A 26,568-nucleotide genomic window follows, 5' to 3' on the forward strand; every position below is an offset into this window, starting at 1 on the left:
CAAGGATACGAACGGACCGACAAATCGCACGAAGGGAGGAGACCTATTCAGAGGCTTCCAACTTGCTGCGGATGAGAGCTGAGTTTACAGCGGTGCTTTCGGGTTCTCCTGGGCGATCGCCAGCAGACCTTGCAATACCAGATTATCCATCACTTTGGCATTGACGTTAAGTTGCGGCAGCAACCGCTGTGCCGAGCCCCCGCTTAAAATACAGTCAGGCACGCGACCCAGCGTGCCTGCAAGCGTCACGGCCATCCGTTCGATGGCGCCAGCAATTGCATGCATCGTGCCGCTGCATATGGCGTCTGCAGTGCTGTCGGGGTAATCGCAAAATTTCCCCTCCCCGGATGTCAGGGATACGATATTCCTCATCAGTATTTGCTGCATCAGATCAATACCCGGAGTAATAATGCCGCCAAGAAATTCACCCGTATCAGTAAGGGCGTCAACAGTCATTGCGGTCCCGGCATCCACTACCAGGCATCCTTGCCGTTCCGATTCCCATGCACCAATCAGCGCCGCCCACCGATCACTGCCGAGTTGGGCAGGATCCGCATAGTAGTTGCGCACACCGCACTGGTAAGCAACCGCATGGATCCATTCCGGCTGAATTTTCCATCTAACAAATAGCTCGGACAGATCACTCCTGGCCTGTGCGTCGGCAACATTGGACACCATGATACGCGAAGGTTCCTCCAGAACCTCCCATTCTCGCTCTAGCAAACCCTTTTTTCCTTGCGCCACGACTCCTTGTTTCAGCGGGTTGCCTCCATCGTACAGCCCCCACTTGATATGAGTGTTGCCGGAATCAACTGCCAGCAAAAGTGGTTTCAGGCTATTCGGCATAGCGTAATCTCGCCACCGCTGTAGCTACGAATACCCGCTGAAGTTTGCAGCAGCAACGATCCGTCATCCGCCACGCCATGTACAGTGCCCTCCTGACTTGAGCCGTCGGGAAAGCGAAGACTGACCGCCTTATTTTCACAAAAATGGTGGCTCATCCATTCTTCCTTGAATGGCGCAAAACCTCGACGCTCAAACTCTCTCAACGCAGCGGTGAGATCGATCAATAGCGCAGCCAATAATTCATTGCGGTCAGGCATTTTACCGGTAATCGAATACACGTCCGTCACACCCTGGTCTATACGCGCCTGTATATTATCCGACAGTTTCAGGTTTACGCCCACGCCAATGACGGCAGCGGATGGACCCAGCATATCGCCGTGCAATTCGATGAGTATGCCTGCAAGCTTGCACAGGTTGTACATGACGTCGTTGGGCCACTTGAGTACCGCGTCCTTGATTCCCGCGGACTCGAGCGTGCGTATGATCGCCACTCCAATCGCGAGACTTAGGCCGGACAGGAAGCTCGCACCCTGCTGAAATTGCCAGGACATCGAAAAAGCAAGGCTGCCGCCCAAGCCCGAATGCCATTGCCGTCCACGGCGTCCACGTCCGCTGGTTTGCAATTCTGCCGCAACCACATGAATACCCGCTCTGCCGCGATTTATTCCCCTCGAAGCCTCATGGAGCAAAAAAGTGTTGGTTGAGTCGATGCTATCCATCACTTCAAGGTGGAAATTGTTCGCGTCGCGGCCGAGATGCTTCAGAATCACCTCCCGTTCCATCCATTGCACCGGATCGAGCAGACGGTAGCCACGGCCGTGAATCCTGTGTACTGTCAGACCGGCTTCATCCACATCTCGTAGCGCGTTGGACACGCTGGCCCGCGAAACACCCAAGGTTTGTGCAATGGTAGCGCCCGAATGGAATTCATTATCGCTCAACAGGCGCAGAATGGAAAAAGTGAGCGGCTTCATATTAATTAGTGTAGTGCAAATCTTTCCAGCCTGCGCTACAGCTTGTGCATTAATCGCGTGAAGGTTTTTTATCCGATTTAGCGTAATGCGCTAATCTCTCTATAATAGGTGAACCGGCGCCAAGCATAATGAATGACACGAGAGAGGCTAATTTGAAAGATAACCCTGCAACCGGTCCCGCCGCGCTGCCCGTTTCCAACTTCATCCGTAATATCATCGAAGAAGATAACAGGACAGGCAAATGGAACGGACGCGTAGAAACGCGTTTTCCGCCCGAACCGAATGGCTACCTGCACATCGGCCATGCCAAAAGCATCTGCCTCAACTTTGGCCTTGCCCGTGATTATAACGGTATATGTCACTTGCGTTTTGACGACACCAATCCCGAAAAAGAGGAGCAGGAATATGTCGATTCGATACTCGATTCAGTTAAATGGCTGGGCTTCAGCTGGGACAGGCACCTCCATTACGCTTCGGACTATTTCGATAAGCTTTACGAGTTTGCCGAGCACCTTATCAAGCGGGGCAAAGCATATGTAGACAGCCTCACTGCCGAGGAAATCCGCGCGTTACGCGGAACACTGACCGAGGCGGGCGAGAATAGCCCTTATCGCGAACGCGTCATTGAAGAAAACCTTGACTTGTTTCGACGGATGAAAGCGGGAGAGTTTGCAGACGGGACGCATGTTTTGCGCGCCAAAATCGACATGACATCTCCCAACATCAACCTGCGCGATCCTGTCATATATCGTATCCGTCATGTTCATCATCATCGCACCGGCGATAAATGGTGTATTTACCCGATGTACGATTACACGCATTGCCTTTCAGATGCGCTGGAAAAAATTACTCACTCGCTTTGCACGCTGGAATTCGAAGATCACCGTCCGCTCTATGATTGGGTATTGGATCAATTGGCGGATATCGTCCCCTGCCACCCGCAGCAAATCGAATTTGCGCGGTTGAATCTCACCTATACCGTTATGAGCAAGCGCAAGCTGATCGAACTGGTTGAGGGGGGCGTCGTCGATGGTTGGGATGACCCACGCATGAATACGCTGGCGGGGGTACGACGCCGGGGCTACACGCCAGAATCCATTCGACTTTTTGCCGAGCGCATCGGCGTCAGCAAGGCCGATTCATGGATAGAGCTGGGTATGCTGGAAGACTGCCTTCGCGAAGACCTGAATGAACGTGCTCACCGGCGACTCGCTGTCCTGAAACCGCTAAAGGTCGTTATCGATAATTATCCGGAAAATAGCGAGGAGGATTGCATGGCGCCCAACCATCCGCAGAAGCCGGAGTGGGGAAACCGCGTTTTGCCTTTGTCAAAAATCATCTATATCGAGCGCAGCGACTTCATGGAAACACCGTCGAAGGGCTACTTCCGTCTCTTTCCCGGTGCGGAAGTGCGGCTGCGTTATGCTTATATCGTAAAATGCGTGAATGTCGTGAAAGACGCCGCCGGAGAAATTATGGAAATTCACTGCACCTATGATCCCGACACCAGGAGCGGCACAGCAGGCGCGGACAAGCGCAAAGTCAAGGGCAACATACACTGGCTTTCGGCAAACCATGCGCGGCAGGCCGAAGTACGAATTTATGACCGTCTGTTTTCCCATGCTCATCCTGATGCGGGAGGACAGAATTACAAAACTTTTCTGAATTCCAATTCAAAGAAAATTATCACTGCCTATGTAGAACCGGCACTCGATCAGGCTCAACCGGAAGACCGCTTTCAATTCGAACGCCACGGTTACTTCATCGCCGACCGTGAGAGTACGAAACCGGGAAAACCGGTGTTCAATCGAGCGGTAACACTGCGGGATTCATGGAGCAAGCCAGCTAAGGCCTGAAACACGGCGGTTGAAAACACGGCAGGCGCTCATACCGAACTTGTGCGGTTTCTGCTGTGGTATGATGCGGATTCAGCGTAAACCCGTCTTTCTTGAAAAAGCTGCTTCCCTTTCGTGCATTTTTTCGATAGCATATAAAAAATACAAAAGCAAAGCATCCGGAAAAGAAGCAATATATAATTTCTGATATTGCCACAGACCCTTGACTGAACTGCAGCTTCTTCATTTTCAGCATTATCGCATCGATGTCGTTTGATCCTGCCCGCCGTAGTCATTAGCCGCATCTATTTAACTTGAATGAGAAAGTCACATGAGCCAGCATATCCTTTATATTTCCGATGGGACATTTGAAGCCGAAGTACTGCAATCCGCCGTGCCGGTTCTGGTTGACTACTGGGCGGAGTGGTGCGGACCATGCAAGATGATCGCGCCGATCCTGGATGAGGTAGCCCAGGAATATGGAGATCGTCTGAAAGTGGCAAAACTGAATATTGACGAAAATCAGGCCACCCCGCCAAAATATGGCATCCGCGGTATTCCCACGCTTATGCTTTTTAAAAACGGCAATATCGAGGCGACCAAGGTTGGCGCGCTATCAAAATCCCAGCTTACCGCTTTTATTGACAGCCATATCTAAAATCGCTAATCTTGTAAAGAACCGCCTCCCCAAGCGGAATCCTATTCGATCTACCGCTTCTAATTCTCGCTCTGCCCCATCAGTTTTTTCCAACGCGTCCTGACGCTTTACGTCCCTGTTCTTCACCCACGAGTTCCACTCAATGCACTTATCCGACCTTAAGAACTTCCACGTCACCGAACTGGTAGAAATGGCCATCGCCAATGAAATTGACGGCGCCAACCGGCTGCGAAAACAGGACTTGATTTTCGCCTTACTAAAAAACCAGGCACGCAAGGGGGAAAGCATTTACGGCGAAGGCACCCTGGAAGTGCTTCAGGACGGCTTTGGCTTCCTGCGATCTCCAGATACCTCATATCTGGCTGGACCCGATGATATTTATGTCTCCCCCAGCCAGATAAGGCGCTTCAACCTGCACACCGGGGATTCCATAGAAGGCGAAATTCGCACTCCCAAGGATGGCGAACGCTACTTTGCCCTGGTTAAGGTGGATAAGGTCAACAGCGAACCGCCAGAAAATTCCAAGCACAAGATTCTGTTTGAAAATCTCACCCCGCTATTTCCCACCGAGCGATTACTGCTCGAACGTGACATCAAAGCCGAGGAAAACGTTACCAGCCGCATCATCGATCTCATTGCCCCCATCGGCAAAGGCCAGCGCGGTCTGCTGGTAGCGAGCCCCAAGTCGGGGAAAACGGTCATGCTTCAGCATATCGCCCATGCGATAGCGGCCAATCACCCCGACGTCATTCTGATGGTATTGTTGATAGACGAGCGTCCCGAGGAAGTAACCGAGATGATCCGCTCCGTCAGGGGTGAGGTAGTCTCCTCCACTTTCGACGAGCCTGCGGTACGTCACGTGCAAGTGGCCGACATGGTGATCGAAAAAGCAAAGCGGTTGGTCGAGCACAAGAAAGATGTCGTGATACTGCTGGACTCCATCACGCGACTGGCCCGCGCTTACAATACCGTGGTTCCTGCTTCCGGCAAGGTATTGACCGGTGGCGTCGATGCCAATGCACTGCAACGCCCCAAGCGTTTCTTTGGGGCCGCACGCAACATCGAAGAAGGGGGCTCCCTTACCATCATCGCCACCGCCCTGGTGGATACGGGCTCGCGCATGGACGATGTGATTTATGAGGAATTCAAGGGTACCGGCAACATGGAGATCCACCTTGATCGGCGCATGGCGGAAAAACGCACCTACCCCGCCATCAACGTGAACCGCTCCGGCACCCGCAAGGAAGAATTGCTCATCAAACCGGATGTATTACAGAAAATCTGGGTGCTGCGCAAATTGCTCTACCCGATGGACGACATGGAAGCAATGGAATTCTTGCTCGACAAGATCAAGGCCACGAAAAATAACGCGGATTTCTTCGATTCCATGCGCCGGGTATAGTGTTTCCGGAACAAAAACCCCGCCTTAATCGAATACATTGTTGCAACCTCTCCCCGGACTATAAGATAATAAGAGTTTTTCCTGCTCCGCAGCTATCCCCTGCCGATCGGGCACAGCTCAAGGACATACGCCATGAAAGCAAACATCCACCCAAACTATCAGGAAATTACCGTTACCTGCAGTTGCGGTAGCATATTCCAGACCCGTTCCACCATGGGCAAGCCGTTGCATATTGAAGTATGCTCGGTCTGCCACCCCTTCTATACCGGCAAGCAAAAAATCGTTGACACCGCCGGGCGAGTAGAAAAATTCCGCCAGAAATATGGAAAAAAGGTCGAAAAACAGCCAGCGGCTTAAAATCGATCGTCGGAGACTTGCTGAGGTAGAGCAGGCAGAAAAAAGAGCAGCTTCAAGCTGCTCTTTTTTCTGCCTGCTTTTTTATTTTCAGCAGTCGATTAAAATAATACGATGAGAATCCTGATCGCGCTTCAATTGGCCCTCGCGCTCAGCTGCCTGATTCAGTTGACAGGGTGCGCGGTAAATCCGGTTACAGGTAACCGGAATTTCACGCTCATGTCGGAAGCCGATGAGATGCGCGAGGGGCGGCAAGCCGCTATCGAGATAAGCAAGGCATACAATACTTATGGCGGTCTGCCGGCTTTGCAAAATTATGTCAACGAGATTGGGCAGAAGCTTGCCAGGAAAAGCCACCGCCCTCAGCTCGACTATCATTTCACGGTCGTAGACAGCCCTGAGGTAAACGCCTTTGCCTTGCCTGGCGGTCATATCTACCTCACACGAGGCATCCTGGCTTATCTTAATTCCGAAGCGGAACTTGCCGCCGTGCTAGGGCATGAGATTGGTCATGTTACGGCACGCCATAGCGTGCAGCAATCTAGCGCTGCCACTGCAGCCAATGTTGCCGCCGCCGTTGGCGGCCTGGTAGCGGGCATATTCGTGCCGCAGCTTGGCGGACAGTTGGCACAAGGCGTTCAAAGCCTTCTCGGGGTTACTGGCAGCGCTCTTCTTTCAGGCTACGGCCGCAGCCACGAGCTGGAGGCGGACCGGCTGGGCGCGGAGTATCTTGCGCGAAGCGGTTACGATCCCCAAGCAATGATCAAAGTCATTTCCGTGCTGAAAAATCAGGAGTTGTTCGATATCGAAGCCGCGAAGCAGGAAGGACGCGAGCCGCGCCGTTATCATGGTATTTTTGCCACTCACCCCGACAACGACACGCGATTGCAGGAGGTGGTTGGCGAAGCGAATCGATATGTCCAGCCAGGAAAAATCGATGATCACCGCGCGGAATTCCTGCACCAGACCGAAGGCATGATTTTCGGCGATGCCGTCAGCCAGGGAGTTGTGCGAGGAAATACGTTTCAACACAAGCAAATGGGTTTCAGGCTATCTTTCCCATCCGGCTGGCGTATCCGAAATAAGCCGGATGAAGTTGTCGCGGTGAGTCCCGATGGGGAGGCCATGGTGGTGTTAGGACCTCTTGGTGATCAACGCGGGGCGCCAGCAGATCTTGCCCAAGAGCGCCTTCGCCCTGAATCCCCTGCGGAAATTCTATCGATGACCCATAATGGGCTGCCAATGGCTGTCGTAACGTCCCTTGCGCAGGGTGAGCGACCCTTCAAGGCGGCTGTGATTTATCACGAAGACAAGGCATATCTCGTCGCGGGACGAGGTGACTCCCCCGCCGCCTTCGCCCGCTACCGGGATGCCATCTCCAGCACCATTGAAAGTTTTCGTGCGCTTACCGATGCGGAAAAAAAATCTGCCAAGGCACTTGAGATCCGAACCATCAAAGCCACCATTGGCTTGAGTTATGCCGGACTGGCCAAAGAGTCTCCTCTAGGGATTAACGCCGAAAGCTACCTGCGCTTGCTCAACGGCCAGTATCCCGAGGGAGAGCCCGCCGCTGGCCAGATCATCAAAATCGTCAAATAAATCATACGCTAACGTTACCATGCGTAACCTGAAGTCAACATGATGATTTTATCGCGCGTAATTCTCAAAGTCCTGTTTCGTCAGCCGCGCCAGCATCCTGTCGGGCTTGAAGAGTCGCAGCGAAAAAATCAAGGGGTGAGGGCGGATTTTGAAGGTCAATAGTTATTCTATTGGTCGAAAAAGCGGCGAAATATGAACCGCCCATGGACGCGTAGCGCTTTTGCGGCCGATTTCCTTTAAGCGCCAGCTGCGCTAGGCATTTTGCACCAGAAGCGGATAATCGGTAATCACCCCATCCACGCCGAGTTCCCGGCAATCATCGTGCTCGGCTTTGGTGACGGGACCATAAACGAAATTGCGGAAACCATCCAACGACGCCTGTTTCAACAGGTCGCCGTCCAGCACATCATAATCCCATACGATATGATTGATCCTGGGATTGCCGTTATAGTTCAAGTCTGCCAGCAACGAACTCAGCGTTCGCGGCCGATGCGCCAGCAAAAGGCCGCAATTGACCTTGAGCGACGATGCACAGATCGCCACCAGGTCATGGCGAAAAGACGTGACGATAATACGGTGGCCGGCCTGGTGCTTTTTGATAACGCCAATTACGGAGGATAGCGCCTTTATTGCCTTGATCTCGACATTCCACAAGATGCCGGGAAAATGTTCCAGCGCTTCATCCAGAGTGGGCACCTGGTGCCCCGCGATTTGCTCGATGTCGCTCCGTATCAACTCCGCCACCGCTTGTCCGGAGGCAATAATACGGTCATGAATCAGCACCGGCAAACCATCGAGGCTGATGCGCACGTCGGTTTCAATGCCGTTCGCGCCTACCGCCACCGCCGCCTCGAAAGCAGCCATGGTGTTTTCGGGAACCGCATCGTGATACCCGCGATGAGCGATTACCAGCATGATCTGCGATCAGGAACCATATTAGTTTGTCGAAGCTTCCGACGCTTCAGGTGCAGGCACGTACCTGTCGATAAATTCATTCAATACGTTCACCCAATCGTCCCGCATGTAAATGAAACCATTATTGTGGCCGCCCTGTAACTCCAGAAATTGTTTTGGATCGGGCGCTGCCTGATATAACGCCTGGCCATGCGCAAACGGCACAATTTCGTCCTGTGGACTATGAGCGACAAATACGGGGCAGGTAACATTTCGCAAGTAGTCAATCGTGTTGTACTCGAAACGGGACAGCAGCCGTACGGGCAAAAACGGGTACATTTCCGCCGCCATGTCGGGTACCGAAGTGAACGCGGAAGCCAGCACCAGCAAAGCCGGCTTTTCGTTTGCCGCAAGCCACGCTGCTATAGCGCCACCGAGGGATTCACCGAATAAAACGACATTATCAGGCGGCAAAGTTCTTTTTTCGATAAGGTATTGCCAGGCGGCCTGAGCGTCAAGATAGGTGCCAGGCTCGGATGGCGTTCCACTACTTTCGCCAAAACCGCGATAATCGAAAATAAATGTATTGTAACCGAGCCGGTAAAACATGGGCAGATAGTCCAGGCGGTGCGAAATGCTTCCGGCGTTGCCATGCAGAAACAAAACAGTTGCGGCTGGGGTTGCGGTTGGGGTGGCGGGGGCCGGCACAAACCAGCCGTGCAGGATTTCGCCGTCCGCAGTAGTGATCTCCACGGCCTCGTAGGCAAGTCCCAGATCATCTGGCGTTCCGGTAATGCTTCGCCCAAATTCCGGATAATAGATGAGACGCGGTTGCACAAAAAAGATTGCCGCCGCGAAAACGGCATACCCAACCATAGCCACGAGGCCTAAATTGAATAGCATATTGGTGCCCGAAAGGAATGGCATTGGGAAACCTGTGAATATTTCCCGGGCTTGTCTGCTCAGTTGCCGGTCATTCGCTACACGGAAGCTTATTCAGAGGTTTCTGGGTTAATCCGCCTGCTCATAGTTATAATAGCGGCTTTTCAGCCATCAGTAACAGGAACGCAAATGAATCTTGACCGGGTTGGTTCTGGCCGCGACGTGCCCAACGATTTCAACGTCATTATAGAAATACCCATGAATGCCGATCCTATCAAGTATGAAGTTGACAAGGAAACCGGTGCGTTGTTCGTGGACCGCTTCATGTCAACGTCGATGCACTACCCTTGCAACTATGGTTATATTCCTCACACGCTATCGGAAGATGGAGATCCGGTGGATGTGCTGGTAATCTCGCCGGTTCCGCTCATTTCCGGCGTGGTGGTGCGATGCAGGGCTCTGGGAATGTTGGAAATGACCGATGAAGCCGGTGAAGATGCCAAAGTATTAGCTGTGCCTATTGACAAGCTGTGCAGCCTCTACCGCAAGAAAAAATCCCATGATGATTTACCAGATCTGGTTCTTTCACAAATTGCGCATTTTTTCGCTCATTACAAAGATTTGGAACCCAACAAGTGGGTCAAGGTAAATGGCTGGGTTGGTGTCAAAGAAGCAAAAGCGGAAATTGTGAACGGTGTAAAGCGCTATAACGCAGCCAAAAAGAAGCCGATGTTTTAAAAAAGCCGCTGAGCAGGCCTCAGGCGTGAAGTATGGAAACTGATACGGCACAGGTTAACCCAGGGTCAGTGAAAGGCAATGTGAACGCATGTGAAAATGAGCTGGCTTGAATATATACAACTCAAGGGGACGCTTGTAACCCTTGAACCGCTCGATTTCACTCACATCGATCCGTTAAAGGCAGCGGTAATGGATGGAGAGTTATGGAAGCTCTGGTTTGCCAATGTGCCCTCGCCTGCCAAAATCGGCGACTATGTAGCTGAAGCTGTTGAAAACGCCAGGAACGGAAATATCGCGTTTGCAGTTCGGCTCAATGATGCGAACAGGATAGTGGGAACCACGCGCTTCTATAACGTGGACGAAAAGAGCAGGCGGCCGATGCTCGGCTATACCTGGTATGCAAAATCCGCCTGTAAAACAGGCGTAAATACCGAAAGCAAGCTCTTGTTGCTGGAACATGTCTTCGAGCAAAAAAAAGCCATCGCGGTAGAGTTCAGGACGCATTTTTTTAACCAGGCCTCAAGAACGGCAATTGAGCGGCTCGGCGCCAAGCAGGACGGGATTTTACGCAATCACCAGATAATGCGTGACGGTTCGGTTCGTGATACGGTTATCTATTCCATACTTCAGCATGAATGGCCCTCGGTAAAAAACAATTTAACGAGCAGGCTCTCGTTCCACAAACACGGCAATGAAGCCGCTGCGTCGCAAAATACGCCAGCCTCATAACCTCCATGCCGAATTTAAATCGATTTCATGAACTCGGAGACAGAGGCGCTATCAAAGCGTATATCGACCGACAACACCGCTGATGCCACTGTCTATCAATTTATGGAGAAAGCATGAATTTCGACAGTTGCGAGGAATCGTTCATGAATCGACGGCAAATGCTCACCTTGATCGGCGCAGCCGGCATAAACAGTTTCAGTGGATATTCGTCCGCCAACGAGTCGGTGCGCAGGACCCTCTCATGTGTTCTCACTCCTCAGCAGACCGAAGGTCCGTACTTCGTCGATGAGCATTTGCATCGTTCGGATATTCGATCCGATCCTTCGGATGGATCGATAAAAGAGGGACTGCCCCTCGCGCTTGAGATTCGTGTTTTTGCCGCAGCGACAGGTACGAAGGTCGGCAATGGAATCGACTGCAAGCCCCTTGCGGGCGCTTCTGTACATATTTGGCATTGTGATGCCCAAGGGATCTACTCTGATGTGACGGATAGCAGCTTCAACACCGTGGGCAAGAAATTCCTGCGCGGCTATCAAGTGACGGATACAAGCGGCAGCGTGCGATTTCTCACTATTTACCCCGGCTGGTATCCCGGCAGAACGGTTCATATTCATTTCAAAATACGTACCGACCCGAAATATGCGCGGGCGCGCGAGTTTACGTCGCAGCTCTATTTCAACGACTCGATTACGGACCTGGCGTATGCACGGCAGCAGGCGTATGCGAGAAAAGGGGGCTACCTGCCGAGAACGAGAAATGAGGGCGACAGCATATTCCGCGAAGGAGGAGACCAGCTAATGCTTACGCTTCTGGAAACGGGAGAGGGGTACGCGACAACATTTGATGTCGGGCTCGAAACGGGGTAGGCGAACGCCGCACAAAGTTCGAGCGTCATTGAATTACATACATGGGCTCGGTGCCCGAAGGCGGCTGGTTCGGAAACTTCTTAAATCAGCTTGAATTCGGAAGCGGGGCGACCGGTGCCCCGTTGACCCAGCGACGCCTGAATAGCATCATCCACCGTTTCCAGGAAAACGAATTCCAGTGTGGCACGCGTCGCTTCGGGCACATCCCGCAGATCTTTTTCATTGCGCGCCGGCAGTAGTACCGCGCGCAGACCCGCGCGCTGCGCCGCAAGCACCTTCTCCTTGATTCCCCCTACGGGCAATACCATCCCGCGCAAACTGATCTCCCCGGTCATTGCCACGTCGTGATTTATCGGCCGATCGGTAAAAAGCGAGGCGAGCGCTATAAACATGGCTACCCCGGCGCTGGGGCCGTCTTTCGGAATGGCTCCCGCCGGCACGTGCACATGAACATCCACACCGTCGAACATTGCCGCAGGAATATGCAAATCGCCCGCAATCGCCTTCACCAAGGTGAGCGCCGCCTGAGCGCTCTCCTTCATGACGCCGCCAAGCTGCCCTGTCAGAATCAGTTGGCCGCGTCCACTCACTCGCGTAGCTTCGATGAAAAGAATGTCACCGCCCGCCGGCGTCCAGGCAAGGCCGGTAGCCACGCCAGGCAGGCTGGCGCGCAAGCCGATCTCATGCTCATATTTGGCAGGGCCCAGGATACCATCCAGATCTGCAACATCGACGCGCACCCTGAGCTGCGCGCCATCGGCAACCCGCATGGCCGCATGACGCATCACACGCCCGATTTCGCGTTCGAATTGGCGTACCCCGGCCTCACGGGTATAATTCGCTATGATGCTATTCAACGCCTCGACTGTTATTTCACACTGCCCTTCGATCAGGCCGTTGCCCTCGCATTGGCGAGCCACCAGGTAACGCAGCGCGATTTGAAGTTTTTCCTCATGGGTATAGCCTGGGATATCGATTATCTCCATGCGATCGCGTACCGGGGGCGGCACGTTGTCAATTACATTCGCCGTCGCAATGAAGACGACACGGCTCAAGTCAAAAGGCACGCCGAGATAATTATCCCGGAAAGTCGAATTTTGTTCCGGGTCCAGGACCTCCAGCAGTGCGGCCGATGGGTCTCCGTGAAGACTGGCGGACATCTTGTCTACCTCGTCAAGCATCATCACGCAATTGCGCGCTTTGGCCTTGCGCAGACTCTGCACGATATTTCCCGGCATGGCACCAATATAAGTGCGGCGATGACCGCGCATTTCCGCCTCGTCATGCACGCCACCCAAAGATACGCGAACAAACGGCCGCTGCAGTGCCCGCGCGATGCTCTGGCCGAGCGAGGTCTTGCCCACCCCCGGCGGGCCGACAAAACAAAGAATCGGCGCGCGCCCCTGAGGTTTCAGTTTTTGTACTGCCAGAAACTCGACAACGCGCTGCTTGACGCGCTCAAGCCCGAAGTGATCGGCTTCCAGTATCTCGCGCGCTGCATTCAGGTCGATCGGCATGTCGGCCGGAAGCCGCCACGGCAACTCAGTCATCCACTCAAGATAAATGTGAAGCATTGAATATTCGCTTGAGGCCGACGGCATGCGTTGCAATCGTTGCAGCTCCTTGCGCGCCTGGGCCTCGATTTCATCCGGCATGCCGGCCTTGGCGATAGCCTCATCCAGTTCCGTGATCTCCTGGTCGTTGCCTTCAGTTTCACCCAGTTCTTTCTGGATCGTCTTTAATTGCTCACGCAGCAAGAATTTGCGCTCGCGGTCCACCAACTGTTCTTTCGTCCGCTCACCAATCTCCTGCGAGAGCCTGAGCACCTCGATGCGGCGCGACAGGATCTGAAGCACTTTTTTCAACCGTTCTTCCGTACTCAAGGTTTCGAGCAACATCTGCTTCTCACCGACTTCAGCATCGAGCAGGCTCGCGGCAATATCCGCCAGATGCGACGGCGCTCGTGTAGCTTGTAGCGCGTGCGCAAGCTCCGCAGGCACCCCGGGCAACAACGAGAGAATTTCTACGGTGCGTTCACGCAACTGCATAGCCAGCGCCTCGGCCTCGGTGGATACCTCGGCCGGCTCGGCAATGCGTCGTATTCGAGCGGCAAGAAACGGATAGCCCTCGACCAGTTCTTCAATGCAAAATCGCTCCAGACCCTGGCAGACGGCGTGACGCAGCCCATCGGCCGAGGTGAGATGCCGGACGATACTTATTATCGTGCCCATATTGAACAATGTGTCGAGCGCCGGCTCATCGATGGCCGCGTCCTTTTGCAGAACGATGCCCAGCGGCCAGTTGGAGTGTAGAGCATGCTCCACCGCCGCGATTGACTTTGCTCGGCCAACGGTGATCGCCGTCAATACGTGGGGAAACACCACAAGGTTGCGCATAGGCACTAGCGCGATCACGTCCTTGGGTAACTCGAATTTGGTGACGGTAGACTCTTCCATAACGATTCCCTCGGCAATAAGCGATTCTTTGCTAAAGTGTATAAGTCTTATGGATCTGCTCAGCCTCTACTGTCGTGCATGGTGCATGGTATAAAAGACCGGTAGCCGAGCAGGATGAAAGACGATAAATTATCGCTCCATGTTCCAGTCTAGCATTCGCTGGTCGAGCGTCAACTTGATTGAATTTTTTCTGGCTAACACAAATATTTTTACGCTTTCGGAGGGACGATCATAATGTACGCGGCGACGCCTGAAATGTCGGCATTCTCATTCGCGCATTCATATTGGTCCTGCACTGCAGCCGGGGGTAGGAAGCGCTTCGGATATCTCCAGCACTGTGGGCAGTTTCTGATTAAAGCGCTGAATAAATCTCACGCAGGCCCGGATTATTTCATACAATGAAGCGGTAGCGGCCGAGCTTCGGCAAGGTTCAACCCATTGCCAGAGAAATAAATGAGCAGATATCTCGTACAACTTAACTTCATTTCCTTCGTAAAGTTCAATTCGCTGGCATTCTGTTGTGCCAATACGTTATTTTCTCCCTTAAACGCATTTTTCACTTTTCAGAGTAGCGGTATGGGGAAAGCGCTTCTTGTTCTCCTTTTAGCGCCGTTTGCGGGTTTGCTTCTGGGCATAATCTTTGGCGCTCTCGCGTTCCCGCTTTATAAGGTGCTGACTACCCATAGCCAATTCCTTGCATCTCTTACCGGCAGATTCCAGGAAATACCGAGCAGTTCCACAGATGAGCCTGCCAGGGATGACTAAGCACGGTCCTACTCGCGAGGAGGGCAATTGAAGGTTAAAGCAACGTTTGAGGAAGTATTTTCCCGCATTCCAGGTCCTGTCACCGCAGAATGGTCCATGGGTGAACGATTCGCCGTTGCGCTTGCTCACGGCAGCATGTCGATCGAATATTACGCACCCATCGGCCTTGACCCCCAGATACCGCATGAACAGGATGAGGTTTACTTCATCCATAAGGGGACAGGTGAGCTTGTTATCGGTGAAGATCGTCATTCGTTCAAGGCGGGCGATTGCCTGTTTGTAGCCGCCAACGTTGAGCACCGGTTCGAGAATTTTTCCAGTGATTTTGGAACGTGGGTTGTATTCTGGGGGCCTAAAGGTGGCGAAAACGATGGTGGAAGCGGTTGAGGAAAACCCCTGATTCACCAGCCTGTTCAAGCATGGTCATGTATTAGTCATGTCTTCGTTAAATGCTTTGTCATCGCTGCGAGCCTGTTCATCAATGTGGTGTCTTGTGGGAGTGGGCTGAGTGGGCTGAATGGGCTGAGTGCGCCGAAGTGTCAGCATCCTCGGGAAGATGAAGTTGATGCAGGATGCCGTCAGTGAAGACCTGATAATTTATGTCGTAATACAGGCGATACTGGATTTTTCGTGCGTCGGGTCTTGGCTGTACGGATCCCGGGGTGGCGGTTGAACCTTGATAGACCTTGCCCGAGAACTCGTAATGGAATACCGGTCCAAAGCCGCTATAAGGCAGCGTCAACGTTTCGGAATGTATCAGCTTGTCGCCATCGTCAAAGGCATGAACGTCAATCCATGCGTTGGCGCCGAGAGTGGTTTCTCTGACCCATGCAGTCACCTTCAACATCGTCTGCAAGTCTGTTCCTTGGCGGGGGCCGCCTTCCGGCAGTGGTGGAAAGACGTTGACCTTGACAGCACTGTGCTCCAGCACATTAACCGTCTCCGGACTTGTTATCGCGCCGCTGCGATAAGCGACCGGCTGCATCGGGGCTCGCGCCGGCGCACCGTCGATCTCGAACCAGTAATTGGAGCCAAACCGGCTGTCCCAAGCGTCGCAACGCGTGCTGGTCTGATAAAAATTGTGGAACCAGATCTCCGCCTGTGCAGCGTCATCCGGCACCGCGGTTTCAAATGGCGCAGGCACATGTCCGATAATTATGCCTGGTGGGCTTTCCTGGTTTCGGACCGGGGCAATCACACTGCCGCTAACGACCTCCCCTCGAGGATGAAACCGGATATATGCGGTGATATCGCCGAGCCCGGCGCCATGCCATGTCGTGAAACAGTGCGGTAGTCTGTGCATGTCATACTCGACCTTGAGCCGTCCACTGCGCTCGATCATGCCATGCTGGAACTCGCGCCAATCCCCGAGGAACTGAATCGTTGCTTTTGATTTCATAATTTCCTCCTGCTTTCTGCTGGTATGGGTTAAGCGGTCTTGATGCGGACATGGCGCCAGGCGACTGTGCTGCCCGCATAAGCCTGGATGCCGATGAATCCGGGGGATAGGCCGCGGTTTGCGTCGGTATTGTGGAATATCGTCGTTTGCTTCCGTTCGCCGGTCTCGATATTGGTAAGGAAGACGGCATAGTCGTTGCCCTGCACGACAATCTCATATTCAAACCAGGTAGCGGGAACGAGCGCGGGGCCGGGCGTATAGTTCTGCACGGCCGGTTCGTTGAAATTCAGGTGCCAGACTTTATCGCCAGCCTGAATTTTATAGATCGCGCCGGTACGATTTTTAAATAATCCATCCGGCTCAGGCTTGATGCCATAAAAGTCCTTGCCGGAATCCCCGCGGGCGTTGTCGTCGATCTGGACCTCAAAACCAGCAATCACAGGTTTCCAGGCAGGATTTGCCGCATCGAAGGAAGGTTCGGGCGATGGTTGCTGCGAGACGCGATTTTGGAGAGCCGCGGTCAGGCCAGGCGTCGGGCGCGGGAAGCGGACGAATACGCCGCTGTTGTGGTTTGTGGCGTCGAAGATGCGAAACTGCAGGCGCAACGTGAAATCGCCAAAAGCTTCCTGGGAGTAGTAGAACAGCCGCAGCGCGCCATCGCCATAGCTGACCATTTCGCCGTTGAGGTGCAGCATGCCACCGCCGCCGGGTCCGGCAAGCGTCCAGTTTTTGAACTTAGCCGCCGTGCCGTCGAAGAGCGGGCGGAAACCGGTTTCGTCCTGAGGACTGATGACCGGGTCGGGGCTGAAGAGCACGCCACCGTTGAGCAAATCTCCCGTCCGACGGCCCAGCGCGACACCCGTGAGCATCGGGTTCGGTGAACCCAGAGAGGGGAAGAGCGCCGGGCTGGCAACGTAGCAATTGGTGGTGTCGTGGATACGACCAAAATCATTGGTTACAGCGTCCGCGATGTTGTCGCCCATGCGCATCGTGCCCGCGTCGTGGTGCGTGGTACCCAGGTCGTCGCGACGGTTCCTGAACGCGGAGAGTATGGCCAGCCGCTGCGCCCGGGTACCAGAAGGTACCGGAATGGCGCCGTCAGGATTGGCCAGAAGTATCTCGAACGGTTCATTGCCGGCAAAGATGAGCGCGATCTTATCGGCTACCACATCCATGGCATCCCATGTGGCGCGATCAGTGTTGGTCTGTGCACTGCCGGGAAACTGCTGTGGACTGGCTTTGGCGTTGCCGAGATGAACAACGGCCTTCGGGCGCCCAAAGTCACTTTCCCGCGTCGAAAGATCAATGAAGCTGTCGGGATTGCGAGTTGTCATTTCGCCGATGCCGCGAATGGTGATGACGACGGTCGCATCATTCGCGCGGCGCATCGCTTCGAAAAGTTCCAAATCCGGGATTTTCTTGAAAAGCTCGGCTTCGGAATCGCTGCCCAGCTTGCCCAATCCAGAGGCGGTGATCTGGAAGTGATAAGTCCGGTTGTTGGGTGCCTTGCCTTTGATGAGCAACGCCGATGCCTGGAGGCTGGGAATCAACGTGGCCGGCAGGTTGGCCGCGATGGCCGTGCGCGGTATCCGTATGGTGAGGTTGGTACGCAGATGCGCAATAAGATTTTCACCCATGCGTTGCGCAGCGCGCCCAGCAAGCGATTGCTGAAAGGTGGTCAGTGCCACTCGCGTGGTTTCAACCGTGCCAAGCGCGATTACCGCCGCACCCTGCCTGCCGTTTCGCGGTGGCGCGAGCAGAATATCCCGTGATGCGCCATTCTGCCAGATACGCGCGCCCGTTACTCGCACCCAATTATCGGCTTGCGTCTCGGTGATGAGTTCCTGTACGTGGCAGTTTGGCACAATCATGAGCCGCTTGCGTGCGTCCGCTACCGGTCCTACTCCGTCCGCCTCTTTGTTCGCCAGCCTTGCTGCGCTGATCAACCCGGGGATCGCGCTGAATTTATTGATTGGAAAGAATCCAGGCAACGTTGTCGACTGTACCGCAAGTGGTGCTTCAAGTTTGAAAAGTTCGTGCAGGACCGCCTCGGGAGTGATGTCGGTGCCGGGCAAACCCAGCCAGTCACGAAGCGGCGCTGCGGTCAGCGGCGGTTCTCCGGGGTCGGGGTAGCGCACCGCCGGATGCTCAAGGAGCTGAGCGAAGGTAAACCCTGTTTCATTGCCTGGTGTGTTGAGCCCGGCGTGGAGTTGTTTGCGCAGCGCAATGTGGAGCGGCCCGTAGATGAAGTCGTTAGTCTCTTTTACGCCGATCTGCCGACTCGACTGTGCGAAATAACCCTCAGCGGGAGGTGGCGGCCGCAACGCCGTTTTTACCGCTGGTGGCCATGCCGCCATTTCCTCATCAAGCATCTCGGGCGACCACCCGCCCCATGTCAGCGAGCGCCCTCCGACAGCGAAGATCAGGCCGAGGTAGTTCAGTGCGGGATGATTGACCCATGGCACACGCAAATCCGGCGCACCTCCCATAAACGGCATGTTTTGCACGTGCTCGGGCACTACGAATGGCCCTGCCTCGAGTACGAGAATCCGGCGGCTGCGCGTGGCATCGGTAATAAAAAGATGTTCCGCCATCACTGCGCCGAAGGTGCCGCCGCCAATGATAATTACATCAAAGCCGCGCTGGCGCCCACCGACGGTTTGCGCCGCACTATCGACTGCTTCCTGCAAGGTGTTGCAGAGGAACCTCCCCATGTTGTCCAATGTAAACGAAGTGGATTCAGAGGCCAGCAATTGAGGCATGTCGTTTCCGCTGGATTAGATAACTATTGATCATTGCGTCGGTTGATTGGCAGTGAGCAGGAAAGTGCCATCGCAGTGTTGATGACCTCTGCGCTCATGGATCAAACATTCATATCACTATAGTTCACAAACTCGCGCATTTCCGAAAATGAGAACAACTGAATCATTTGAACTTTAGTGCTCCCTGTAAGAATCCAAGCTTGACTTATGCTCATTGGCAGCCTGTCGGACTTAAAGGAAATGGGCTGCAAAAGCGTCTGGCTGTTTCATCTTTCCCCGCTTTTTTGGCCAATAGAATAACTATTGGCCTTCAGAATCCTCCAAAACTGTCCTCACCCAGTTACTTTTTCGCCGCGATTCTTCAAGTCCGACAGGCTGCTAGAAAAACAGCTATTGGCAGCATTCGTTCGCGGGTATAGAATCCCAGAAGCCATGAACCCGCGCCGTCATATTCACCTCGTCATGCTTGTACTGTTCGTCACTATGATGACCAACGCATTCAGCTGGGCGTTTAACGGCGAGGTTTTCGCGCATGAGCTCGACCATGAGCATCACGTTCTTTCTCTCGATCCAACAGCGCATCTTGAGGCCCATCAGCACGCGGCTATAAATGATGAAGGCCATCTCGATGCCGCCACTCATTTGTGTCTTCACGCGGCAGGGCAGTATCAGCCCTTTTTCTTTACAGCTCCTTTAACTGTACCCGCTTCCATTGGTATGGAAGTTCCGGGAATCTTTGTCTCTGCCACCGTTCCCGAATCCATTCCCGAGTCACCCCTGCATCCACCCCGAAACACCCTGGCAAGCTGAATCTGCAAGTCTCGCAAAAGTATCCCGTGGCATTGCTTTGGGAAGGCCCCTACTCGCCGGGAGAATATTCGAGGCCTTTATCCTTGTGTTCATTGTGCCGCTGCGCCATGCGCAGGCTTGCCGCATTCCTATCTGCGTAAGGACCGGCTGACTCATACGAGCGCCGGTTACGGAGTTTGATATCTACCTTGCGGAGGACTTTCATGAGCTTTGATGTATCGTTCGCGCCGTCACGATATTCCGTGCTGGCTGGATGGCTTATTCTTGTGCTGAGTTGGCACTCTTCGGCAATTGCGGAAGGCACCTTTGCCGGCGTCATTCCCGACAGAAGCCTGCGCGTTTCCGATGTGCTCCAGCCTGAGGAGAAGGACGACTTGACTTTACGGGATGCCGCGCTGCTTGCATTGCAGCGCAATCCCGAGCTGGCTTCTTTTGCCAAGGAGATACGCGCGCTGGAAGGCGCAACACTTCAAGCTGGGCTGCTTCGAAACCCGGAGTTATCGGTCAATGTCGAAAATATCGGAAATATTCAGCCGCTTCAGGGGGATATCAATTCGCAAAAGGCGGTTGCACAGGAGGTTGTGCAACAAATCACGACTATCCGCATCAGTCAGCTGATCGAGCTCGGCGGGAAGCGCGCGGCTCGAGTCAATGCGGCGCTGCTCGGTGAAGAACTGGCAGGTAAAGACTATGAAACAAGACGGGTGGAACTTATCGCCCGGATAGCAAATACCTTCACGGAAGTGCTGGCCGGACAAGAACGTGTGCGGCTTGCCGAGGATAACTTGCAACTGGCACAGAGGGTAGTCAATACGACGGGGAAGCGTGTCCAGGCCGGCAAGGTGCCTCCCATCGAGGAAACCAGGGCCGGAGTGACACTCTCCACCACCCGGATCGAGCTTGAGCAAGCGCAGCGTGATCTGGCGTCGGCGCGCAAACGGCTGACGCTGCTATGGGGCAACGCTTCCCCGCGATTTACCCGAGCGCTGGGAAATCTTGAATCATTGATCACCCTGCCAAGCTTTGAAGTTCTCGCGGAACGCGTTCTCAGCAGCCCTGCAGCGCTTCGCGCCATGAAAAATATAGAACAGCGTAAAGCGCTGCTGGAGGTGGAACAGACGCGGCGGATACCGAATCTCACCATAAACGCGGGTGTCGTTCATCACGCTCTGCTCGGGGGCAATACGCCCGTGGTCGGCCTGGTGATGCCGTTGCCATTTTTCGACCGCAATCAGGGCAGTGTCCGGGAAGCGCATCAACGTGTAGACAAGGCCATCGACGAGCAGGCAGCCATCGACCTGCGGCTTAAAGCCGAGCTCACGCTGGCGTATGAGGCCTTGTCGAGTGCGCAAAACGAGGTAGGTATACTGCGCGACGAAATTCTGCCCGCGGCCAAAAGCGCGTTCGAGGTTACCAACAAAGGCTATGAGCTGGGTAAATTTGGATTTCTTGAAGTGCTGGATGCGCAACGCACTTTATTCCAGAACAGAATCCTTTATGTGCGCGCGCTTGCGAATTACCACCGCCTGGTCAATGAAATCGAACGCGTGATTGCAGCACCCATCGATGCGGCGGTAAGTCCTGCTGCAATCAACGGCCCAAATACAAATGGCACAAATGACGCAAATGGGGATTCAAGGAGCACATTGTGAATAAGCGCCAAAGGATATCGATTGCCGTTGTCATCGTAACAGGGATCTTACTGGGTGGATTAATCCTTACCTGGAACAAGGCTTCTTCTCCCGATATCCCACATGAGGTTCATGATGAAGCTGCCGCCACCGGCGCTCACGAGGACCATAAAACCAGTAACCACCCAGCGACGGAAAGGCGAGCGGGACAAGAGCCCGGCAAAGGTCCCAAGGGAGGAAAGCTGTTTATCAAGAACGGCTTCGGCGTAGAGGTCACCATTTTTGAAAAAGGAGTACCGCCGCAATTGCGCCTCTACCTCTATGAAAACGGGAAGCTTCTTCCGCCCACTGCCGCGAAAGTGACGCTCACGCTATCCCGGCTGGGTGCGCCGGCGCAGATATTCAACTTCAAGCCTGAGGCCGACTATCTGCTGGGCGATCAGGTAGTGGAGGAGCCACACTCATTCGATATGGCAATCGCAGCCGAACACGACGGTGAAACGTTTCGCTGGGGTTACAGCCAGGTCGAAGCACGTGTAGCAATGCCGGACGAAATGCTGAAAAGCATCGGCATCGAAATACGCACTGCCGGACCAGCAATGCTCAAACTGACGCTCAAGCTGCCGGGCGAAATCGTATTCGACGAGCATACCATCGTGCAGGTCGTACCCCGGTTGCCCGGCATCGTGGATGCCGTCTATCGGCATCATGGCCAGCATGTGCAGAAAGGCGAGGTACTTGCCGTCATTGAAAGCATGATGCTGGCTGATTTACGCAGCCAGTTCTTCGCAGCGCGAAAACGGCTGGGGCTGGCGCGGATCACATTTGAACGTGAAAAGCAGTTGTGGGAAGAAAAGATCTCCGCAAAGCAGGATTATCTCACTGCCCAGCAGGCGCTGGTCGAAGCCGAGATCGCTTCCGATCTTGCCTTATCCAAATTGCGCACGCTTGGCGTGCGGCCTGAGGCAATCTATCAGGAGCATGATCTGTCCCGCTATGAGATCCAGGCTCCAATTCCGGGCCTTATTACCGCCAAAGCCATAGCGCAGGGCCAGACGCTTAAAGAGGATACGGCGATCTTCACCATAGCCGATGTTTCCACCGTATGGGCGCAAATCACGGTTTATGCAAAAGACCTGGATGTGCTCAAGATCGGGCAGAAGGCAAAGGTAAAAGCCACCGCGATCGATGTGGAGGGCGAAGGGGAGATCTCCTACATCAGCGCCCTTGTCGGTGCCGCGACGCGCACTGCCACCGCGCGGATCATACTGGATAACAAGGACGGCAGATGGCGGCCAGGCATGTTTGTCACAGCCGAACTGGTGGTCGAAGAAATTCAAGTGCCTGTCGCGGTTTCGGTGGATGCCATCCAGACACTGAATGATTGGTCGGTGGTGTTTGGCCGCTACGGGGAACACTTTGAAGCACGTCCACTGAAGCTCGGCCGCAGCGATGGCAAAATGGTTGAGGTGCTGGGCGGACTCTCCGCTGGAGAGCAGTACGCCACAGGCAACAGCTTTATCATCAAATCCGAACTCGGCAAGGCAGGTGCATCCCATGATCACTGAAAATCGGTGCAACCAAACGGCAAACTGCAGGTCAGCCGAGATTTTCCTGATGGTCATACACCATGATTGAACGCATCTTGCAAGGTTCGATACACCAGCGCGGCTTCGTGATCGGCGCGGTGCTGGCTATGGCCGCGGTTGGCGTTTACAGTTTCCAGAAGCTGTCTATTGACGCCGTACCGGATATTACCAATGTACAGGTACAGATAAATACCTCGGCGACAGGCTATTCGCCGGTGGAAGCAGAGCAGCGTGTGACCTTTCCGATCGAAACGGTCATGGCCGGCCTTCCCAACCTTCACTACACCCGATCCCTTTCTCGCTATGGCTTATCCCAGGTAACGGTTATCTTCGAGGATGGCACCGACATCTATTTCGCGCGCCAGTTAGTGAATCAGCGCATCCAGGAAGCCAGGGCCAAGCTGCCTGTTGGAATTGTGCCCACGATGGGACCGATCTCTACCGGCCTTGGAGAAATCTTCATGTGGACCGTCGGCGCGGAGAAAGATGCGCAAAAGCCGGATGGCACGGCATATAGCACGATCGACCTGCGGGAGATTCAGGACTGGATTATCCGGCCCCAGTTGCGGATGGTTAAAGGGGTAGCCGAGGTCAACGCCATAGGTGGCTACGTCAAGCAATTTCACGTCACACCCTATCCCGACAAACTGCTCTCCTTTGGGCTGACATTACAGGATGTAATCATCGCCCTGGAGCGAAATAATCTCAATGTGGGGGCGGGTTATATCGAAAAAAGCGGTGAGCAATACCTGGTTAGAGTGCCAGGGCAGGTAGCCGATCTCGATGAAATTGCAAATATCATTCTCGGTTCGCGGCAAGGTATACCCATACGCATCAAGGACGTTGCGGATATTTTGATAGGCAAGGAATTGCGCAGCGGCGCCGCAACACAGAATGGTGAGGAAATAGTTCTTGCCACCGCGCTCATGCTGATTGGAGAGAACAGCCGAGCGGTTTCTCATGCTATCGCCGACAAGCTGATTGAGGTAAACCGGACCCTGCCGGAAGGCATCGTCGCCACGCCGGTATACGATCGCACCGATCTGGTGGACAAAACCATCTGGACGGTCGCGACCAACCTGTTCGAGGGCGCAACCCTGGTAATCCTGGTGCTGTTCCTGTTTCTGGGAAACCTGCGTGCTGCACTGATTACCGCGCTCGTTATTCCGCTTTCGATGCTGTTCACCTTCAGCGGCATGGTGGCCAATCATGTCAGCGCAAATCTGATGAGCCTGGGGGCGCTTGACTTCGGCCTGATAGTAGACGGTTCCATCGTGATCGTCGAAAACGCCATCCGGCGGCTCGCGCACGAGCAGGCGCGACTGGGACGACTGTTGACTCCAGCCGAGCGCTTTGCCGTGGTCTTCGATGCATCTCGGGAGGCCCGGCGAGTGCTGATCTATGGCGAACTAATCATCATGGTGGTCTATCTGCCGATCTTCGCGTTGTCAGGCGTGGAAGGAAAGATGTTTCATCCCATGGCTTTCACGGTCGTGATCGCACTGGTCGGCGCGATGATTCTCTCCGTAACATTCATCCCGGCGGCAATTGCGCTCTTCCTCTCCGGCAAGGTAGCGGAAAAAGAAAGTCCGGTAGTAGTGTGGGTGAAGAATATGTATGTGCCGGCCCTAACGGCGGCAATGCACAACAAGGCGCTGACGGTCACGCTGGCGGTGGTGATTGTGGTGCTGTCCGGCTTGCTGACGACGCGAATGGGCAGCGAATTCATACCCAGCCTCAATGAAGGAGATATAGCTCTCCATGCCATTCGCATCCCGGGAACGAGCCTGACTACTGCGGTCGAGATGCAGGACGAACTGGAGAAAACAATCAAGACATTTCCCGAAGTGGAGAGGGTGTTCTCCAAGATCGGGACCGCCGAAATTGCGACCGATCCGATGCCGCCGAGCGTGGCGGATACCTTTGTTATCCTGAAACCCCCGTCGGAATGGCCGGGGCCGCACTATACAAAGCCGCAGCTGGTCGCCGCGATTGAACGGGCGGTGCGGGAAGTACCGGGTAACAATTACGAGTTCACCCAGCCGATACAGATGCGTTTTAATGAACTGCTCTCGGGCGTGCGCGCTGATGTCGCCGTAAAAGTATTCGGCGACGACATGGATACGCTGCTCGCTGTAGGAGAGGAGATCGAAAAAGTTCTAGGCACCATCCCTGGCGCAGCGGACGTAAGGACCGAGCAGATCACCGGATTACCGGTACTGTCCATTCAAATGGATCGGGCAAAGATGGCACGTTTCGGTTTGAATGCTGTGGATGTGCAGGATGCCGTCGCCATTTCCATTGGTGGAAGAAACGCGGGCACCATTTACGAGGGAGATCGCCGCTTCGATCTGCAGGTCCGATTGCCGGAATCCCTGCGCAGCGATATCGAGACGCTCGAGCGTTTACCCGTCAGGCTGCCCGCTTCCAACATGGCGGTTGCCGCGGCGCCTGCCGCCGGCGTAGTTGGCTACGTCCTGCTGGGCGAGGTGGCTAATCTGGAAGTTGTCCAGGGACCTAATCAGGTAAGCCGCGAAAACGGCAAACGCAGGGTAGTGGTTACCGCCAACGTGCGTGGCAGGGACCTGGGATCCTTCGTGGAAGAAGCGGAAGCGCTCATCGCAGAGAAGGTGAAGAGTCCGCCGGGTTATTGGATAACCTGGGGAGGGCAATTCGAGCAGTTGATTTCAGCCGCGAAGCGCCTTCAGATTGTCATTCCTGTGGCCCTCGGATTGATTTTTGTCCTGCTCTATACCATGTTCGGCAATGTCCGGGACGGACTGCTGATGTTTAGCGGCGTTCCTTTCGCGCTTAGCGGCGGAATTGTGGCGTTGTGGTTGCGCGATATCCCTCTGTCCATTTCCGCCGGCGTGGGATTTATCGCCCTGTCTGGCGTAGCCGTGCTGAACGGCCTGGTTATGCTGGCGTTTATCCGTGATTTACGCGCGCATGGCATGGCCCTGGATGAGGCCATTCAAACCGGCGCCCTCACCCGTTTGCGGCCGGTATTGATGACGGCACTGGTGGCAGCACTTGGGTTCGTCCCCATGGCCCTGGCAACCGGAACGGGTGCCGAAGTGCAGCGGCCACTGGCGACCGTGGTAATCGGCGGCATTCTTTCGTCCACTGCGTTGACTCTGCTGGTGCTGCCCATATTGTACCGCCTTGTTCACGGCGATGATAATAATCGCAATGGAACGAAAGGTTGAAACCCATCGCATACTTACCCCCTACTCATCCTTAGCCAATCTGAAAAAACTGTAGTAAATTTCTTTTGTCGGCCAGTCCCGGCTCCGGGCAGAGGCGGCGGCATTGTAGCGCACTGCCGTACACTCTAACCGGCAATTTCCACCGCGAAAAAGGGCCCGCAGCGCTGACG

At 54.3% G+C, this 26,568-nt stretch carries 21 protein-coding genes; 14 read left to right on the top strand and 7 right to left on the bottom strand.

Annotated features, from left to right (window positions below; all coding sequences use genetic code 11):
• Nucleotides 1-84: 84 nt before the first annotated feature.
• Nucleotides 85-846 carry a type III pantothenate kinase gene (locus BUA28_RS01100; protein ID WP_072766299.1) on the bottom strand — a complete coding sequence of 254 codons (762 nt, stop codon included), beginning with the start codon at nucleotides 844-846 and terminating at the stop codon, nucleotides 85-87.
• Nucleotides 831-1,820, bottom strand: coding sequence for a biotin--[acetyl-CoA-carboxylase] ligase (locus tag BUA28_RS01105; RefSeq protein WP_072766300.1), 990 nt, complete (start codon nucleotides 1,818-1,820; stop codon nucleotides 831-833). Before BUA28_RS01105 ends, BUA28_RS01100 begins: the two co-directional genes overlap by 16 nt.
• Nucleotides 1,821-1,948: 128 nt before the next feature.
• Here BUA28_RS01105 and BUA28_RS01110 point away from each other — a divergent pair, with 128 nt between their 5' ends.
• The 5 genes from BUA28_RS01110 (at nucleotide 1,949) to BUA28_RS01135 (ending at nucleotide 7,668) form a co-directional block, all read left to right on the top strand.
• Entirely contained in the window at nucleotides 1,949-3,676 is a 1,728-nt protein-coding gene (locus BUA28_RS01110) for a glutamine--tRNA ligase/YqeY domain fusion protein (protein WP_072766301.1), read from the top strand.
• 310 nt (nucleotides 3,677-3,986) lie between these two features.
• A complete protein-coding gene (trxA, locus tag BUA28_RS01120; RefSeq protein WP_072766303.1) occupies nucleotides 3,987-4,313 on the top strand; it encodes a thioredoxin TrxA in 327 nt (108 codons plus the stop codon).
• 142 nt (nucleotides 4,314-4,455) lie between these two features.
• Nucleotides 4,456-5,715, top strand: coding sequence for a transcription termination factor Rho (rho, locus tag BUA28_RS01125; protein WP_025041073.1), 1,260 nt, complete (start codon nucleotides 4,456-4,458; stop codon nucleotides 5,713-5,715).
• 132 nt (nucleotides 5,716-5,847) lie between these two features.
• Nucleotides 5,848-6,072: a 50S ribosomal protein L31 gene (gene rpmE / locus BUA28_RS01130; RefSeq protein WP_072766304.1), complete on the top strand. Its 225-nt coding sequence runs from the start codon at nucleotides 5,848-5,850 to the stop codon at nucleotides 6,070-6,072.
• A 111-nt stretch (nucleotides 6,073-6,183) separates the two neighbouring features.
• Nucleotides 6,184-7,668, top strand: a complete 1,485-nt coding sequence (locus BUA28_RS01135) for a M48 family metalloprotease (RefSeq protein ID WP_072766305.1) — start codon at nucleotides 6,184-6,186, stop codon at nucleotides 7,666-7,668.
• Nucleotides 7,669-7,920: 252 nt separating this feature from the next.
• On the opposite strand, the gene BUA28_RS01140 is transcribed toward BUA28_RS01135, so the two are convergent.
• Nucleotides 7,921-8,583, bottom strand: a complete 663-nt coding sequence (locus tag BUA28_RS01140; RefSeq protein ID WP_072766306.1) for a glycerophosphodiester phosphodiesterase — start codon at nucleotides 8,581-8,583, stop codon at nucleotides 7,921-7,923.
• A 21-nt stretch (nucleotides 8,584-8,604) separates the two neighbouring features.
• On the bottom strand, nucleotides 8,605-9,465 hold the full coding sequence (locus BUA28_RS01145) for an alpha/beta hydrolase (RefSeq protein ID WP_072766653.1): 861 nt from the start codon (nucleotides 9,463-9,465) through the stop codon (nucleotides 8,605-8,607).
• A gap of 168 nt (nucleotides 9,466-9,633) precedes the next feature.
• Between BUA28_RS01145 and ppa the strand changes: the two genes are divergently transcribed.
• The 3 genes from ppa to BUA28_RS01160 all read left to right on the top strand — a co-directional run bounded on the left by ppa (nucleotide 9,634) and on the right by BUA28_RS01160 (nucleotide 11,777).
• Nucleotides 9,634-10,182: an inorganic diphosphatase gene (ppa, locus tag BUA28_RS01150; RefSeq protein ID WP_072766307.1), complete on the top strand. Its 549-nt coding sequence runs from the start codon at nucleotides 9,634-9,636 to the stop codon at nucleotides 10,180-10,182.
• Nucleotides 10,183-10,278: 96 nt separating this feature from the next.
• Nucleotides 10,279-10,911, top strand: coding sequence for a GNAT family N-acetyltransferase (locus BUA28_RS01155; protein ID WP_072766308.1), 633 nt, complete (start codon nucleotides 10,279-10,281; stop codon nucleotides 10,909-10,911).
• A 143-nt stretch (nucleotides 10,912-11,054) separates the two neighbouring features.
• Nucleotides 11,055-11,777 (top strand): intradiol ring-cleavage dioxygenase, encoded by a 723-nt coding sequence (locus BUA28_RS01160; RefSeq protein WP_256598191.1) that lies wholly within the window; start codon nucleotides 11,055-11,057, stop codon nucleotides 11,775-11,777.
• Nucleotides 11,778-11,857: 80 nt separating this feature from the next.
• Here the strand turns inward: BUA28_RS01160 and lon are convergent, their stop codons facing one another.
• Nucleotides 11,858-14,233, bottom strand: a complete 2,376-nt coding sequence (gene lon, locus BUA28_RS01165) for an endopeptidase La (protein ID WP_072766310.1) — start codon at nucleotides 14,231-14,233, stop codon at nucleotides 11,858-11,860.
• Nucleotides 14,234-14,686: 453 nt separating this feature from the next.
• On the opposite strand from lon, the gene BUA28_RS01170 reads away from it, so the two are divergent.
• Both BUA28_RS01170 and BUA28_RS01175 read left to right on the top strand, forming a co-directional pair.
• Nucleotides 14,687-14,998 carry a hypothetical protein gene (locus BUA28_RS01170; RefSeq protein ID WP_072766311.1) on the top strand — a complete coding sequence of 104 codons (312 nt, stop codon included), beginning with the start codon at nucleotides 14,687-14,689 and terminating at the stop codon, nucleotides 14,996-14,998.
• Nucleotides 14,999-15,025: 27 nt separating this feature from the next.
• Nucleotides 15,026-15,385 (top strand): cupin domain-containing protein, encoded by a 360-nt coding sequence (locus tag BUA28_RS01175; protein WP_072766312.1) that lies wholly within the window; start codon nucleotides 15,026-15,028, stop codon nucleotides 15,383-15,385.
• Between the two features lie 91 nt (nucleotides 15,386-15,476).
• Here BUA28_RS01175 and BUA28_RS01180 read toward each other — a convergent pair whose 3' ends face one another.
• Nucleotides 15,477-16,397 carry a DUF6209 family protein gene (locus BUA28_RS01180; RefSeq protein ID WP_072766313.1) on the bottom strand — a complete coding sequence of 307 codons (921 nt, stop codon included), beginning with the start codon at nucleotides 16,395-16,397 and terminating at the stop codon, nucleotides 15,477-15,479.
• 29 nt (nucleotides 16,398-16,426) lie between these two features.
• A complete protein-coding gene (locus BUA28_RS01185) occupies nucleotides 16,427-19,159 on the bottom strand; it encodes a 3-keto-alpha-glucoside-1,2-lyase-like domain-containing protein (RefSeq protein WP_072766314.1) in 2,733 nt (910 codons plus the stop codon).
• Nucleotides 19,160-19,591: 432 nt separating this feature from the next.
• Here BUA28_RS01185 and BUA28_RS01190 point away from each other — a divergent pair, with 432 nt between their 5' ends.
• From BUA28_RS01190 to BUA28_RS01205, 4 genes are all read left to right on the top strand, one after another.
• Entirely contained in the window at nucleotides 19,592-19,969 is a 378-nt protein-coding gene (locus BUA28_RS01190) for a hypothetical protein (RefSeq protein ID WP_072766315.1), read from the top strand.
• A gap of 203 nt (nucleotides 19,970-20,172) precedes the next feature.
• On the top strand, nucleotides 20,173-21,621 hold the full coding sequence (locus BUA28_RS01195; protein WP_083569820.1) for a TolC family protein: 1,449 nt from the start codon (nucleotides 20,173-20,175) through the stop codon (nucleotides 21,619-21,621).
• Complete coding sequence (locus tag BUA28_RS01200) at nucleotides 21,618-23,168, top strand: efflux RND transporter periplasmic adaptor subunit (RefSeq protein ID WP_072766316.1); 1,551 nt, start codon at nucleotides 21,618-21,620, stop codon at nucleotides 23,166-23,168. Before BUA28_RS01195 ends, BUA28_RS01200 begins: the two co-directional genes overlap by 4 nt.
• A gap of 62 nt (nucleotides 23,169-23,230) precedes the next feature.
• The gene (locus tag BUA28_RS01205) at nucleotides 23,231-26,398 is read left to right on the top strand and encodes an efflux RND transporter permease subunit (protein ID WP_072766317.1); all 3,168 of its coding nucleotides are present in this window, start codon (nucleotides 23,231-23,233) and stop codon (nucleotides 26,396-26,398) included.
• Nucleotides 26,399-26,568 lie beyond the last annotated feature (170 nt).

Origin of the sequence: Nitrosospira sp. Nsp11, assembly GCF_900142705.1 — a bacterium.
Taxonomy (GTDB): domain Bacteria; phylum Pseudomonadota; class Gammaproteobacteria; order Burkholderiales; family Nitrosomonadaceae; genus Nitrosospira.